16 protein-coding genes are annotated in these 12728 nt (G+C 68.4%); 11 read left to right on the top strand and 5 right to left on the bottom strand.

All coding sequences use genetic code 11. The features are described from left to right. Positions 1-130: 130 nt before the first annotated feature. Complete coding sequence (locus tag RBB34_RS04465) at positions 131-1090, bottom strand: putative sulfate exporter family transporter (protein WP_306117985.1); 960 nt, start codon at positions 1088-1090, stop codon at positions 131-133. 294 nt (positions 1091-1384) lie between these two features. Here RBB34_RS04465 and RBB34_RS04460 point away from each other — a divergent pair, with 294 nt between their 5' ends. The 8 genes from RBB34_RS04460 to RBB34_RS04425 all read left to right on the top strand — a co-directional run bounded on the left by RBB34_RS04460 (position 1385) and on the right by RBB34_RS04425 (position 6807). After that, on the top strand, positions 1385-2041 hold the full coding sequence (locus tag RBB34_RS04460; RefSeq protein ID WP_306118036.1) for a TetR/AcrR family transcriptional regulator: 657 nt from the start codon (positions 1385-1387) through the stop codon (positions 2039-2041). Between the two features lie 38 nt (positions 2042-2079). Further along, positions 2080-2499 carry a VOC family protein gene (locus tag RBB34_RS04455; RefSeq protein WP_306117984.1) on the top strand — a complete coding sequence of 140 codons (420 nt, stop codon included), beginning with the start codon at positions 2080-2082 and terminating at the stop codon, positions 2497-2499. A gap of 12 nt (positions 2500-2511) precedes the next feature. Then, entirely contained in the window at positions 2512-2931 is a 420-nt protein-coding gene (locus RBB34_RS04450) for an SRPBCC domain-containing protein (protein ID WP_306117983.1), read from the top strand. Continuing rightward, a complete protein-coding gene (locus RBB34_RS04445) occupies positions 2928-3428 on the top strand; it encodes a VOC family protein (RefSeq protein WP_306117982.1) in 501 nt (166 codons plus the stop codon). The genes RBB34_RS04450 and RBB34_RS04445 overlap by 4 nt, the downstream gene beginning before the upstream one ends. A gap of 15 nt (positions 3429-3443) precedes the next feature. Beyond that, complete coding sequence (locus tag RBB34_RS04440) at positions 3444-3797, top strand: DUF1428 domain-containing protein (protein ID WP_306117981.1); 354 nt, start codon at positions 3444-3446, stop codon at positions 3795-3797. 68 nt (positions 3798-3865) lie between these two features. Further along, positions 3866-4486: a YdeI/OmpD-associated family protein gene (locus RBB34_RS04435; RefSeq protein ID WP_306117980.1), complete on the top strand. Its 621-nt coding sequence runs from the start codon at positions 3866-3868 to the stop codon at positions 4484-4486. A 391-nt stretch (positions 4487-4877) separates the two neighbouring features. After that, the gene (gene dusA / locus RBB34_RS04430) at positions 4878-5885 is read left to right on the top strand and encodes a tRNA dihydrouridine(20/20a) synthase DusA (protein WP_306117979.1); all 1008 of its coding nucleotides are present in this window, start codon (positions 4878-4880) and stop codon (positions 5883-5885) included. Positions 5886-5982: 97 nt separating this feature from the next. Beyond that, positions 5983-6807: a sulfite exporter TauE/SafE family protein gene (locus RBB34_RS04425; protein WP_306117978.1), complete on the top strand. Its 825-nt coding sequence runs from the start codon at positions 5983-5985 to the stop codon at positions 6805-6807. Here the strand turns inward: RBB34_RS04425 and RBB34_RS04420 are convergent. From RBB34_RS04420 to RBB34_RS04410, 3 genes are read right to left on the bottom strand one after another with little or no spacing between them, the layout of a single operon-like run. Beyond that, complete coding sequence (locus RBB34_RS04420; RefSeq protein ID WP_306117977.1) at positions 6804-7496, bottom strand: TIGR02281 family clan AA aspartic protease; 693 nt, start codon at positions 7494-7496, stop codon at positions 6804-6806. The genes RBB34_RS04425 and RBB34_RS04420 overlap by 4 nt on opposite strands. Positions 7497-7529: 33 nt before the next feature. Then, positions 7530-7769, bottom strand: coding sequence for a DUF1289 domain-containing protein (locus RBB34_RS04415; protein ID WP_306117976.1), 240 nt, complete (start codon positions 7767-7769; stop codon positions 7530-7532). Between the two features lie 56 nt (positions 7770-7825). Continuing rightward, complete coding sequence (locus tag RBB34_RS04410) at positions 7826-8611, bottom strand: adenosylcobinamide-GDP ribazoletransferase (RefSeq protein WP_306117975.1); 786 nt, start codon at positions 8609-8611, stop codon at positions 7826-7828. A gap of 99 nt (positions 8612-8710) precedes the next feature. Between RBB34_RS04410 and cobT the strand changes: the two genes are divergently transcribed. After that, complete coding sequence (gene cobT, locus RBB34_RS04405) at positions 8711-9745, top strand: nicotinate-nucleotide--dimethylbenzimidazole phosphoribosyltransferase (RefSeq protein ID WP_306117974.1); 1035 nt, start codon at positions 8711-8713, stop codon at positions 9743-9745. Positions 9746-9766: 21 nt separating this feature from the next. Here cobT and RBB34_RS04400 read toward each other — a convergent pair whose 3' ends face one another. Continuing rightward, positions 9767-11311 (bottom strand): HAMP domain-containing sensor histidine kinase, encoded by a 1545-nt coding sequence (locus tag RBB34_RS04400; protein WP_306117973.1) that lies wholly within the window; start codon positions 11309-11311, stop codon positions 9767-9769. Positions 11312-11467: 156 nt separating this feature from the next. On the opposite strand from RBB34_RS04400, the gene RBB34_RS04395 reads away from it, so the two are divergent. Both RBB34_RS04395 and RBB34_RS04390 read left to right on the top strand, forming a co-directional pair. Continuing rightward, positions 11468-12082 carry a thermonuclease family protein gene (locus RBB34_RS04395; RefSeq protein WP_306117972.1) on the top strand — a complete coding sequence of 205 codons (615 nt, stop codon included), beginning with the start codon at positions 11468-11470 and terminating at the stop codon, positions 12080-12082. After that, complete coding sequence (locus RBB34_RS04390) at positions 12075-12698, top strand: uracil-DNA glycosylase family protein (RefSeq protein WP_306117971.1); 624 nt, start codon at positions 12075-12077, stop codon at positions 12696-12698. The genes RBB34_RS04395 and RBB34_RS04390 overlap by 8 nt, the downstream gene beginning before the upstream one ends. Positions 12699-12728 lie beyond the last annotated feature (30 nt).

The following is a 12728-nucleotide window of genomic DNA, read 5'->3' as shown; positions in this document are numbered from 1 at the left end:
ATCCCTCATTGCTGGATTGCGGCGTTTGCCGCGCGGCGCTGCCGTGCGGCTCGAACCAGTGATCGTTTCCAGTTTTCCAAAACTGGGGAAGCGGCGCAAGGCATCTTCGCGTGCTGACATGCAACAGACCCTAGAGCAGGAACAGCTTGGCGATGACGATCGCCATGCCCAGCAGGATCGCGGTTTCGGCGACCACCAGCACGATGTAGCCGCCGCCCAGATCGGCCATCTGCTTGAGCGCGGTCTTGACGCCGAGCGCGGCGATCGCGGTGATCAGAAGGATGCGCGAGGCGGTCTCGGCGGTCTCGGCGACCGGCGCCGGGATCAGCCCCAGACTGTTGACGATGGCCAGCACGATGAAGGCGACAAGGAACCAGGGCAGGCGGATCCGGCCGCTTTCGGCCCGCCCATTGGCGGTGGCGACGATCACCGCGATCAGAACGACCGGCAGCAGCGCAACGCGCATCAGCTTGACCATGACGGCGGTGTCGCCGGCCTCCTGGCTGACCGAATAGCCCGCGCCGACGACCTGGGCGACGTCATGGATCGTCGCGCCGATCAGCATGCCGGTCTGCGCGTCGGTCGCCGACAGCGCGGCGAACAGCAGCGGATAGGCGACCATGGCGATCGTCGACAGCGTCGTCACGGCGACCACGGTGAACAGCGTGTCGCGCTCCAGCCGGCCATCGCGCGGCAGCACGGAAGCCAGCGCCAGCGCCGCCGAGGCGCCGCATATGGCGACCGACCCGCCGGTCAGAAGGCCCAGCCGCGCGTTCTGGCCCATCAGGCGGGCCAGGGCGACGCCGACCCCGATGGTCAGGGCGACCAGACCGATCACGGCGATCACCGGCACCGGGCCGAGCGCTGCGAAGTCCGACCAGGTCAGCCGCACGCCGAGCAGCGCAACACCGAGCCTGAGGCAGGTCGAGGCGGCGAAATCCACGCCCGGCCTGATATGGCTTTCCTCGGCCAGGAAATTGAATGCCATGCCGATCAACAGCGCGAACAGCATGGCCGGGGCACCGTAATGGGCGCCCAGAAAGGCGGCCGCCGCGGCGATGGTCAGCGCCAGGCCAAGACCGCGTAGCACGCGCGTTGCCTGTCCGGTGCGTTGTCTGAGAGTGGCCGACATGGCCGGTGCGCTATCACGGCCCGGCGCGTCTTGCCAGCGCCGCGGCCCGCATCCGTTCTTGCGACCCCTTGGGTCCGGCACCCGCGGCGGCGCGCGAAGGTCGCAAGAGGGCGGCGGACACGCCGCCATTGATCATGGTGACATGCCGGTCGCGTCAGAAGGGGCGAACACGGGCAGGGCCGCTCGACCGTTCCGGCTTGCGGGAAGAAGCCGATCTTGACCTACATACCAACTGGCTGGTATCTTCACCGCATGCCGAAACCGACCAGGCTCCAGCCCGAACGCGGCGATGCCCGCACCCGCCTGCTCGAAGCGGCACGCGACGTGATCCGCACGCAGGGCTTTGCCGCCACCACGATCGACGATCTGTGTGTCGCCGCTGGCGTGACGAAGGGCGCCTTCTTTCACCATTTCAAGAGCAAGGAGGCGCTCGGCGTCGCCGCCGCGCAGTACTGGATCGACACCACAAGCGCCTTGTTCGCGGCCGCGCCCTACCACGCGCCCGACGACCCGCTTGAGCGCGTGCTCGCCTATGTCGAATTCCGCAAGGGGATGATCGAGGGGGAACTGCCGGGGTTCACTTGCCTCGTGGGTACGATGACCCAGGAGACCTATGAAACGCACCCGGCCATTCGTGAGGCCTGCGCGGCATCGATCTTCGGCCACGCGGCGACGCTCGAGCCGGACATCCAGGCGGCGATGGACGCGCGCGGCATCGCCCCGGACGACTGGGACGCGACGTCCCTGGCCCGGCACACCCAGGCGGTGATCCAGGGCGCGTTCATCCTCGCAAAGGCGTCCGGCGACGCCGAGACGGCGCGCCAGACCATCGGCCATCTCAAGCGCTACATCGAACTGTTGTTTGCGCCTGGGCCATTGACCGGGTCCGCGAAGGGGGAGGCGGGCTGAACGGGCCGATGCCATCACGACCACAGGGAGGAACGATCATGCAGCCGACCATCTACCTGTTCTTCAAGGGCGATTGCCTTGAAGCCATGACACATTACGCCGAGGCGTTGGGCGGCGAGATCATGGGCGTTTTCCGCAACGCCGACGCACCCGACGCCGAAAGCCGCATGCCCGGCGGCGACGATCTGGTCATGAACATGTCGATGCGCATAGACGGCGCGACCATCATGGCGTCCGACGCGCCCGAGGCGATGTATTCGAAACCGCAGGGCTTCCGGGTGCAGATCGCGCCGCGTTCACGGGCAGAGTTCGACCGCATCCACCATGCCCTGGGCAGCGATGCGCAGCGCGTCGAGATGCCGGCCGGCGAGACCTTCTGGGCCGAGCGCTTTGCCATGTTCACCGACCGTTTCGGCATCCCCTGGATGCTGAACTTCGCCGGCGACAGGGCCGCCTGAAGGAGCAGCGCCATGACCGGACCGATCACCATCGAAACCCACGTTCCCGTTCCGCCCGCCACGGCGTGGCAGGCGTTCACCTCACCGGACGCCATCACCCAATGGAACTTCGCCAGCCCGCAATGGTGCTGCCCGTCGGCGCAGGTCGACCTGCGCGTCGGCGGCACCCACAACGCCCGCATGCAGGCCCGTGACGGCTCGGCGGGGTTCGACTTCGCCGGCACCTATGACGAGGTCGACCCCGAACGCGCCCTGACCCTGCGCCTCGATGACGGCCGCCGCGCCCGGACCACCTTCGAACGGCAGGCGGACGGCACCCGCGTGCGCACCGTCTTCGATCCCGATTTGGCCCATCCTGCCGCGATGCAGCGCGATGGCTGGCAGGCGATCCTCGACAACTACGCGGCCTACGTTCGGGGGAACGCCGCATGAGCGACCTCGTCACATGCCTGTGGTTCGGCCATGGCGAAGCGGGCAAGGCGGCGGCCTTTTACGCCGCGACCTTCCCCGACAGCCGGGTGGACCGCATCAATCTTGCGCCCGGCGACTTTCCGGACGGAGGGGCCGGCGCCGAACTGACCGTGGAATTCACCGTACTCGGCCGGCCGTTTCTGGGTTTGAACGGCGGTCCGGCCTTCACGCCGAACCAGGCCGTCAGCTTCATGGTGATGACCGACGATCAGGAGGAAACCGATCGCTATTGGAACGCGATCGTCGGCAATGGCGGCCAGCAGAGCCAGTGCGGCTGGTGCAAGGATCGCTGGGGCCACTCATGGCAGATCACGCCGAAGCGGCTGATGGAAATGACGACCGGTCCCGACCGCGACGGCGCCAGGCGCGTGTTCGACGCCATGATGACGATGAGAAAGATCGATATCGCCGCCCTGGAGGCGGCGTTTGCCGATAATGCAACGCAACATGGAAGCTGACAGGGAGTAACGATCATGAGCTATGTGGATGGCATGCTGTGCGCGGTGTCCGAGGACAACAAGGACGCGTTTGTCGCCCATTCGCGGGCGATGGCCGAGGTGTTCAAGGAGCACGGCGCGACCGCGGTCGTCGATTGCTGGGGCGATGACGTGCCCGACGGCGAGGTGACCTCGATGAAGATGGCGGTCAAGGCCGCGCCGGGCGAGACCGTCGTCTTCTCCTGGGTGGCCTGGCCCGACAAGGCGGCGCGCGATGCCGGCTGGGCCAAGGCGATGGAGGACCCGCGCATGGCGCCCGATGCCAATCCGATGCCGTTCGACGGCAAGCGCCTGATCTATGGCGGGTTCGAAGTGGTCATGCAGTCATGAAGCGTCGGGCGCGTCGGGCCCTGCCGACTCGGTCCTGAGGCGGCTCGGCCCATCCGCGCGAGGCACCGATGATCACCGATATCGAGGACTATTTCGTCAAGGGCTGCGGACGTTGCGAACGCTTTGCAACGTCCGATTGCTCGACGCGGCGCTGGATCGTCGGCCTGCGGGCGTTGCGGCGCATATGCCTTGATGCCGGGCTCGTCGAGACGGTGAAATGGGCGCATCCGTGCTACATGCATGCCGGCCGCAACATCGCCATCATCGGTGCGTTTCGCGGCGATTTCCGGCTCAGCTTCTTTGACGCTGCGCTGATGAGCGACCCCGAGGGCATACTCGAGCGACAAGGCCCAAACACTCCGCATCCCGACATGATCCGCTTTGCCGATGATGTCCGGGTCGAGACGATGGCGCCGATCATCCTGTCTTACCTTGCGCAGGCGATGGGCCATGCCGAGGCTGGCAGGAGGCCATCAAGGCGCCACAGCACGCTCGACTGGCCCGACGAACTGGCCGAGGCCCTTGCCGCCGATGCCGAGCTCGCGGACGCCTTTCATGCGCTGACGCCAGGGCGGCAGACGAGCTATGTCATCAACCTCAACGGCGCGAAGAAGTCCGAAACGCGCCTTGCCCGCATCGCCCGGTTCCGCGAACGCATCCTTGCCGGCAAAGGCGCGACCGAACGGTGATCGGCCTGCGGCCGGCCAACACCGCCCGACCCCGTCCCGCGACCATGCCGCTCCTACGTCCCATTGAGCTCGCCCGCCGCCAAGATCCCTGGCCTTGACCCAAACCTGCTCGGCAGAATGGGGTCTTCTACAATGGCGGCCGGCACGATCACCAGGCGCAGACCCTGCAGTTGATGAGACTGTCGCAGGCCGATCTCGGCATTGGCCTTGTGATGATCACGCATGAACCTGCGCGCGCCAATGCCATTGACTCGCCTTGAAGATGGTCTTCATGCCGAGCGGTGCCCGACAACGGTGCGCAATTGGCGTGCACTGAGCGATCAAGCGGGGTACAAATGCGTCCAGTCACGTCCATTTCAGTGCCCGGCATTCGTGAATCGATAACTTTGAAATGTATCATAAATCACTGAAAGACAACGGCAAAATCCTGGCCGTCGCGCCGATGATGGACTGGACGGACCGGCATTGCCGCCTGTTCCACCGCCAGCTTTCGCGGCGGGCACTGCTCTATACGGAGATGGTCGTTGCCGATGCGGTGATCCATGGCGATCGCGGCCGGCTTCTGCGTTTCGATCCGTGCGAGCATCCGCTTGCCGTCCAGCTCGGCGGCAGCGAGCCCGAGAAGCTGGGCGAAGCCACGCGCATCTGCGCGGCGCACGGTTTCGACGAGATCAACCTCAATGTCGGCTGCCCGTCCGACCGGGTGCAGTCGGGCACCTTCGGCGCCTGCCTGATGCGCCGGCCCGAACTGGTCGCGCGCTGCGTCGCCGCGATGAAGCAGGCGGCAGGCACGGTGCCCGTGACCGTCAAGTGCCGCATCGGGGTCGACGACCAGGACCCGCGCACGGCGCTGTGGGATCTCGCCGGGCGCGTGTTCGAGGCCGGCGCCGACGCGCTGTGGGTGCATGCGCGCAAGGCCTGGCTCGAAGGGCTGAGCCCGAAGCAGAACCGCGACGTCCCGCCGCTCGACCACGCGCTCGTCCACGCGCTCAAGCGCGATCGCCCGGGCCGCTTCATCGGCATCAATGGCGGCATCGCCACACTCGCTGGCGCGCGTGCGCAGCTGGCGGTGATGGACGGCGTCATGATCGGCCGCGCCGCCTATCAGACACCGGCGATGCTGGCCGAGATCGACCGCGCATTGTACGGCGACACCGGACCGGCGCCCGATCTTGCCGCCGTCGTCGCGACCATGGCCGCCCATGTCGACCGGCACGTCGCCGGGGGCGGACGCGCCGCGCACGTCACGCGCCACATGGTCGGCCTGTTCCACGGCCGGCCCGGGGCCCGCCGCTGGCGCCGCATCCTCTCCGAACAGGGCCCGCGTCCGGACGCCGACGGCGATGTTCTGCGCCGGGCGTACGAGGCGGTCTGCGACGCCGAGCGCATCGCCGCCTGAGCGGCAGACCGAACCGTTTGCCACGGCCGGCGGCTTGCCTGGACCCGTGTGCCGGCCGATCAAGGGGTCTGCAACACGCCGGAAGGGTCGCCTCGCCTTGGCCGAGATCGCCACCATCGCCCCCCTTGCCCTCGCTTTGGCCGCGGCCGGGCTCGTCGCCGGGCTGCTCGCCGGCGTGTTCGGCATTGGCGGCGGGGCGATCCTCGTGCCGGTCTTCTACCAGCTTTTCGGCTTCCTTCAGATCGACGAGGCGGTGCGCATGCATCTGGCCGTCGGCACCTCGCTGGCCATCATCGTGCCGACCTCGCTGCGCTCGTTTGCCTCGCACCGGGCGCGCGGCACCGTCGACATGGCGCTGTTGCGCACCTATCTGCTCGCCGTTCCCGCAGGCGTGGCCGTCGCAGCGCTCGTCTTCGCCTCGATCTCGGCGGCCGGCCTGCAGATCGTCTTTGCGGTGATTGCCGTCGCCGTCGGCATCAAGCTCGTCTTCGCCCGGCACGGCTGGCAGATCGCCGACGACCTGCCCGGACCCGCCGGACGGTTCGCGGCGGGCGCCATCATCGGTTTTGTGTCGGCGCTGATGGGCATTGGCGGCGGGGTGATGAACAACACCTTCATGACGCTCTACGGCCGCCCGATCCTGCAGGCGGTGGCGACATCGTCGGGCGTCGGCGTGCTGATCTCGATTCCGGGCCTGTTCGGCGCCATGTGGGCGGGCTGGGGGGCGCCCGGGCTGCCGCCGCTGTCGACCGGCCATGTCAACTGGCTGGCCGTCGCGGTGATCATCCCGGTGACGCTCGCGGTGGCGCCGCTGGGTGTGCGCATTGCCCACCGGCTGCAAAAGCGCCAGCTCGAGCTGGCCTTCGGCGTGTTCATGTTCGTGGTCGCCGCGCGCTTCGTTGTCAGCGCCGTCTCAAGCTAGTCGCGCAGGATGAGCCGGTCGCCGCGCACCTCGAAGCCGGCCAGCGTGTCCAGGAAGTTCATGCCAAGAAGGTTCTCGAACAGCTGGCCCTGTTCGGCGACCAGCGCCGCGACGTCGGTGCGCACGATGCCGCCCACTTCCATGCGCTCGATCCGCACCGGCGCGGCCCGCGTCATGCCATTGGCCGTGGCGACCGGAACGGCGTAGTCGAGCGTTTCGGTGGCAAAGCCCACTTCGGCGGCATCCTCGTGGGTCAGCACGACGGTGCTGGCGCCGGTGTCGACGATGAAGCGCAGTTCGGCGCCATTGACGCGCGCTGATGTCGAGAAATGGCGCCGGTTGCGGCTGATCGTTACGATCTGGCCGCCCTCGGCATCGGTCGCCGTCATCGGCGCGCCGGGGATAAGCCCGGCGCTGACACGGCTGGCGACGTTCTGCAGCTCGAAGCGATATTCATAGCCGGCAACCAGCGCGATCACGATGCCGACCCAAACGAGCAACTGGCGTGCCAGGGTCGTCAGCCGCTGGCGCCCGGCGATCAGTCCCGAGGCGACGAGCGCGCCGACTAGGCCCAGAAAGACCAGGCTCGCGATCTGATCGCCGCCGAGCCCGGCCAGCGTGCCGGTCTCGCCCATGGCGAACAGGACCACCAGCGAAACGCCGATGACGATGATGGCAAGGTAGAACATGGGTCGGCTCTGGCGTCCTGTTGCGGTGTACTGTCAGCCGCTGTCCCTGGCGCGGCCTTCGGCGATCCGTCGCCGGCGGGTCTGCCGCCGGGGCTTGCGGGTGATCGTCGCCAGCCGGCCGGCCAGCGCGTCCATGACGGCGCGGCGCTGTTCGGGCGTCAGTTGCGTCCACGCGGCGATTTCCTCGCCCGTGCGCCCGCATCCGAAGCAATAGCCGGTCTCCGTGTCGATGGAGCAGACCAGAATGCAGGGCGATTGGATCGGTTCGGACATTCTGGCTCCGCAAGGCTCTGGCTGGCTCCGCAACGTTACCGCGCTCAAATGGCCCTTCACGGCGCCATTGCAAGGCCGACCAGCAGCGCGAGCTGGGCGATCTGCTCGGCCGCGCCGATGGTGTCGCCGGTCTGCCCGTCGATCAGCCGCCGGCTGATCCGCGAAAACGCGGCCAGCGAGGCTGCGGCGAAGACGAGGGCAAGCAGGGTCGGCAGCAAGCCCGCGGTCAGGAGCCCCAGGGCCGCAAACAGCGCCGCCCCGGCGAGCAGCGCACCGGAGACAGCATCATCGGCCGGCTGGCCGGCGCCGGCGGCGACCCCGTCATCGCGCGCCGGCGGCAGTTCGGACCAGTACCAGACAAGCGCGGCGCGCGATCCCGCCTGAACGCCGATAAAGGCGAGCGCGGCCCCGATGGCACCGGCCCCGCCGATCAGCGCGCCGAGCGCCAGCGTGCGCAAGAGCACGCTCGCGGTGAGGGCGAGCACGCCATAGGCGCCAACGCGCGAGTCCTTCATGATGGCGAGGCGGCCCTCGGCATCGGTGCCGCCGCCGAACCCGTCGGCCGTGTCGCCCAGCCCGTCCTCGTGCAGCGCGCCGGTCACCGCGATCGTGGCGGTCACCGCCAGCGCCGCCGCAAGCAGCGCGGTGGCGCCGAGCAGCGAAAAGAGCGCGATCGCGGCTGCGCCGGGCAGGGCGATGATCGCGCCCGCGAGCGGAAATGCGGCCGCGTCCCGGGCCGTCCGGCCGGGCCCGGCCCCTTCGAAATGGCGCCCGGCGACCGGAAACCGGCTCAGGAAGGCGAGCGCACGCATGATCGAGGAACGGTCGGGCAGGCTGGTCATGACGGGTCCGTTTGCATGGTCTCGAAGTTGCAGGCTTTACATGGCCGGCCGCGATGGTCCAACTGCGCCCGGCCATCGGCCTGCGGTTCGATTACCCCAATGCAAGGAGCCTTCGTGTCAACCGGATTGCCTTTCGACGACTTTCGCGCGCTGTTGCGAGACCTGCCCGGTCCCGATGCCCGGGCCGCCGCCGCCGTCCGCGCCCGCAATGGCGAACTGACCAAGCCGGCCGGCTCGCTCGGCCGCCTCGAGGAGATCGCCGAATGGCTGGCCGCGTGGACCGGGCGGGCGCCGGCGGTCACCCGGCCGCTGGTTGCCGTCTTCGCCGGCAATCACGGTGTCACCGCGCAGGGCGTGTCGCCCTATCCGGCGTCGGTGACGGCCCAGATGGTCGAGAACTTCGCCGCCGGCGGCGCCGCGATCAACCAGATCTGCGTGGCCCATGATCTCGGTCTGAAGGTCTTCGACCTGGCGCTCGACTTTCCCACCGGCGACATCACGCAGGGCCCGGCCATGGACGAGGTCACCTGCGCTGCCACCATGGCCTATGGCATGGAGGCGATCGCCGGCGGCACCGACCTTTTGTGCATCGGCGAGATGGGCATCGGCAACACGACGATCGCCGCCGCCGTGTGCCACGGCCTTTATGGCGGCGCGGCGGCCGACTGGGTCGGCCCCGGAACCGGCGTCGACGCCGCGGGCATGGCACGCAAGACCGACGCGGTAGCCCGCGCGGTGCAACTGCACGGGGCGCATCTGGACGATGCGCTCGAACTTCTGCGCCGGCTCGGCGGGCGCGAACTCGCCGCCATGGCCGGGGCGATCCTCGCCGCCCGCGCCGAGCGCATACCGGTCATCGTCGATGGCTATGTGGCGACGGCCGCCGCCGCCGTGCTGCACGCCATTCGGCCCGATGCGCTCGACCATTGCCTGATCGGACACGTTTCCGCCGAGCCGGGCCATCGCGCGCTCGTCGAGCGACTCGGCAAGGCGCCGCTTCTCGACCTTGGCATGCGGCTGGGCGAGGGGACCGGCGCCGCCCTCGCCGCCGGCATCGTCAAGGCCGCCGCGTTGTGCCATTCCAACATGGCGACCTTCGCCCAGGCCGGGGTGAGCGAAAAGGACCCGGACTGATTCGCTCGTTCGCGGCGATCGTCAGGCCGGCTGCTTCATCCGCCGCGGCCGGCCGGCGGGACCGGGCGCCGGCGGTTCGGCGACCGGCTGGGCGGGCAGGGCCTCGAGCGTGCGCGCCGGCGGAAAGAAGGCCGTCGCCTCGGTGCCCTCGCGCAGTTTCGACTTCAGCTCGAATCGCCCGCCGTGCATGGCCAGCAGCGCCTGCACGATCGGCAGACCGAGCCCGGTGCCCTGTTCGGCGCTCTTGATGGCGATCGACCCCTGGCCGAAGGCGGACAGCACGACCGGGATCTCGTCCTGCGCAATGCCGGGCCCGTTGTCCTTGACCGTGACATATTGCCCGCCGGCTGCGGTCCAGCCCACCTTGACCTCGATCGTCCCGCCGCTCGGCGTGAACTTGACCGCATTCGACATCATGTTGAGCAGGATCTGCCGAAGCGCCCGTTCGTCCGCCAGGATGCGCGACAGCCCCTCCTGGAATTGCGGCTTGAGCGTGATGTTCTTCTGATTGGCCCTCATGCGCACCAGCGCCATGCAGTCCTCGGCGACGTCGGTAAGCCGCAGCGCCTCCTCGCGCAGTTCGTACTTGCCCGCCTCGATGCGGCTGAGATCGAGGATTTCGTTGATCAGCTCGAGCAGATGCTTGCCCGAGGCGTGCACGTCGGCAACGTAGCCCTTGTAGGTCTCGTTGCCGATCGGGCCGAGCATCTCGCTCTGCATGGCTTCGGAAAAGCCCAGAATGGCATTGAGCGGGGTGCGCAGCTCATGGCTCATCGAGGCCAGAAAGCGCGACTTGGCAAGATTCGCCTCCTCGGCCCGCCGGCGCGCCTCGTCCGAGATCGACTTGGCCATCTCCAGTTCGGCGATGAGCGCCTGGTTCTCGGCGCGATAGGCGATCGAGGCGACCGACGCCTTGTTCAGCCGCTCGGCGACGAAGGTGAAGAACAACAGCGCGCAGACCAGCATGGCCGAGGCCAGAATGCCGTTGGTGGAATTGCCGACATGAACGAACGCGAAGATCGTCACCGGAATGAAAAAGCCGGCCAGGATCGAAAACCGGATCGCATAGCAGATGGTCGCGGTCGCCGCGATGGCGATCAGCAGCACCGAAGCCTGGAAGAACAGCGCCGCCTCGGCCCCGCAATCGGTGCAGGTGCTGACCGCGAAATAGGTCCAGGAAAACCCGGTGATCCCGTGCGCGAAAAGAAAGATCATCCGCCAGGAGCGCGGGTCGGACCTGTCCTTGCGGTCAAGGAAGCGTTTGGACAGCAGCCCCATGGCCACATAGAGCAGGTTGGCGATCAGCGCCCAGGCGACGATGCGCGAGTCAAAGCCGCTGGAAAAGCCGGCGAACGCGGTCAGGATGATCAGCAGCGGCACCGCGCTGATCGAGGCGATCAGCGCGTTGGCGTGGATGGCGAGCAACTCCCGATCGTAGTCCTGGGAGGGAAAGCCTTGCAGGGCGAGCTTGTCGCGCGTGCGGCGCAGCGCGTTGCGCACCTCCTGGTTGCGGACGGACTTGCGCCGGTCGACGATGGTCTTGTCGGGGCTGTCGTGCGCCTGCATAGGGAGGGTGGGACCTTGGGACGGTTCGCGTTTTCGGCTTGCGCGAGACGGCGCATCGGGGCGCGAACATACTTTCCCAAGTGTTAAGACTCCCTTCACGGGCCGCCCGGCCCGGCGGGCGGGAGCCGGGAAAGCGATGGCAGCGAAAGGACTTGCATGGCCGCCGGTAGGCACAGGCGACGACGTGGGCGCACGCTGGCTGATCTGATCGTCGCCGCTGCCGTGCTTGCGGCCACCGCCGCCGCCGCGGTGGTGGTGCAGGAGGCCGGCAGCGACACGGTGACCGGAACGGCGCGCATCGGCGACGGCGATTCGCTTGCCGTGGCCGGTGTGCGCGTGCGCCTGCGCGGGATCGACGCGCCCGAACGCGAACAGACCTGCATCGCGGCCGATGACCGCACCGTTCCCTGCGGCCGCCTGGCCATGGATCACCTGGCCGCGTTGATCGGCACGGGCGACGTGCGCTGCAAGGGCCATGAGCGCGACCGTTTCGACCGCCTGCTCGGCGTATGCCGGAGCGATGACGCGCCCGAGGGCGAGACGCTGAACGCGGCCATGGTCGAGGCCGGCTGGGCCGTCGCCTTCGGCGATTACGGCCGGCAGGAGACGCAGGCGCGCCGCGCAGGGCGCGGGTTGTGGGCGCTCGAATTCGAGCGTCCCTCGGACTGGCGCGCGCAGAACGATCCGCGCCATGCGGCCGCCGGCCTCGAGCCTCGGTCCTTGCTCCGGCGAGCGCGCGGCTGGCTCGGGCTGGGCGGCCATCATGAGTGAGGACCGGCTCGAAGCGCTCGGGCGCAGCATCGCCGCCTGCCGCATCTGCCGCGACGCTCCGCAGGGGCGCACGGCGCTGCCGCACGAGCCGAACCCGGTCTGCGTTGTCTCGGCGACGGCCCGCATATGCATTTGCGGCCAGGCGCCGGGCACCCGCGTGCATGCCTCGGGCCGGCCGTTCACCGATGCTTCGGGCGACCGGCTGCGCGACTGGCTCGGCATCGATGCGGCGACCTTCTACGACACGGCGCGCATCGCCATCGTGCCGATGGGCTTCTGCTTTCCCGGCCTGGATGCAAAGGGCGGCGATCTGCCGCCGCGGCGCGAATGCGCCCGCACCTGGCACGACCGGCTGTTCGCCGAAATGGACCAGCTCGAACTGGTCGTCGCCGTGGGCGCCCATGCCCAGGCCTATCATCTGGGCAGGCACCGCCGCGCCAGCCTGACAGAGACGGTCGCGGACTGGAGGGCGATCATGGCGCTCGACCACGCCCCCTACACGGTCGTGCCGACGCCGCATCCATCCTGGCGCAATACCGGCTGGCTGAAGCGCAACCCATGGTTCGAAGCCGAACTGCTGCCGGTGCTGCGGGGCGAGGTGCATCGCCGTCTGTGACGGGCTTGTGCGGATTTGTTTTCTATTCTA

This window comes from Roseitalea sp. MMSF_3546, from assembly GCF_030732865.1.
Classification (GTDB): Bacteria; Pseudomonadota; Alphaproteobacteria; order Rhizobiales; family Rhizobiaceae; genus Roseitalea.
The sequence above is the reverse complement of the archived record's forward strand: the minus strand, read 5'-3'. Positions and strand labels throughout refer to the sequence as shown.

Excerpts from the sequence above, each read along its gene's own strand:
- RBB34_RS04460 (WP_306118036.1), top strand. The coding sequence starts at position 1,385 with ATGCCGAAACCGACCAGGCTCCAGCCCGAACGCGGCGATGCCCGCACC.
- RBB34_RS04455 (WP_306117984.1), top strand. The coding sequence starts at position 2,080 with ATGCAGCCGACCATCTACCTGTTCTTCAAGGGCGATTGCCTTGAAGCC.
- RBB34_RS04450 (WP_306117983.1), top strand. The coding sequence starts at position 2,512 with ATGACCGGACCGATCACCATCGAAACCCACGTTCCCGTTCCGCCCGCC.
- RBB34_RS04445 (WP_306117982.1), top strand. The coding sequence starts at position 2,928 with ATGAGCGACCTCGTCACATGCCTGTGGTTCGGCCATGGCGAAGCGGGC.
- RBB34_RS04440 (WP_306117981.1), top strand. The coding sequence starts at position 3,444 with ATGAGCTATGTGGATGGCATGCTGTGCGCGGTGTCCGAGGACAACAAG.
- RBB34_RS04435 (WP_306117980.1), top strand. The coding sequence starts at position 3,866 with ATGATCACCGATATCGAGGACTATTTCGTCAAGGGCTGCGGACGTTGC.
- dusA (WP_306117979.1), top strand. The coding sequence starts at position 4,878 with ATGTATCATAAATCACTGAAAGACAACGGCAAAATCCTGGCCGTCGCG.
- RBB34_RS04420 (WP_306117977.1), bottom strand. The coding sequence starts at position 7,496 with ATGTTCTACCTTGCCATCATCGTCATCGGCGTTTCGCTGGTGGTCCTG.
- RBB34_RS04415 (WP_306117976.1), bottom strand. The coding sequence starts at position 7,769 with ATGTCCGAACCGATCCAATCGCCCTGCATTCTGGTCTGCTCCATCGAC.
- RBB34_RS04410 (WP_306117975.1), bottom strand. The coding sequence starts at position 8,611 with ATGACCAGCCTGCCCGACCGTTCCTCGATCATGCGTGCGCTCGCCTTC.
- cobT (WP_306117974.1), top strand. The coding sequence starts at position 8,711 with ATGCAAGGAGCCTTCGTGTCAACCGGATTGCCTTTCGACGACTTTCGC.
- RBB34_RS04400 (WP_306117973.1), bottom strand. The coding sequence starts at position 11,311 with ATGCAGGCGCACGACAGCCCCGACAAGACCATCGTCGACCGGCGCAAG.
- RBB34_RS04395 (WP_306117972.1), top strand. The coding sequence starts at position 11,468 with ATGGCCGCCGGTAGGCACAGGCGACGACGTGGGCGCACGCTGGCTGAT.
- RBB34_RS04390 (WP_306117971.1), top strand. The coding sequence starts at position 12,075 with ATGAGTGAGGACCGGCTCGAAGCGCTCGGGCGCAGCATCGCCGCCTGC.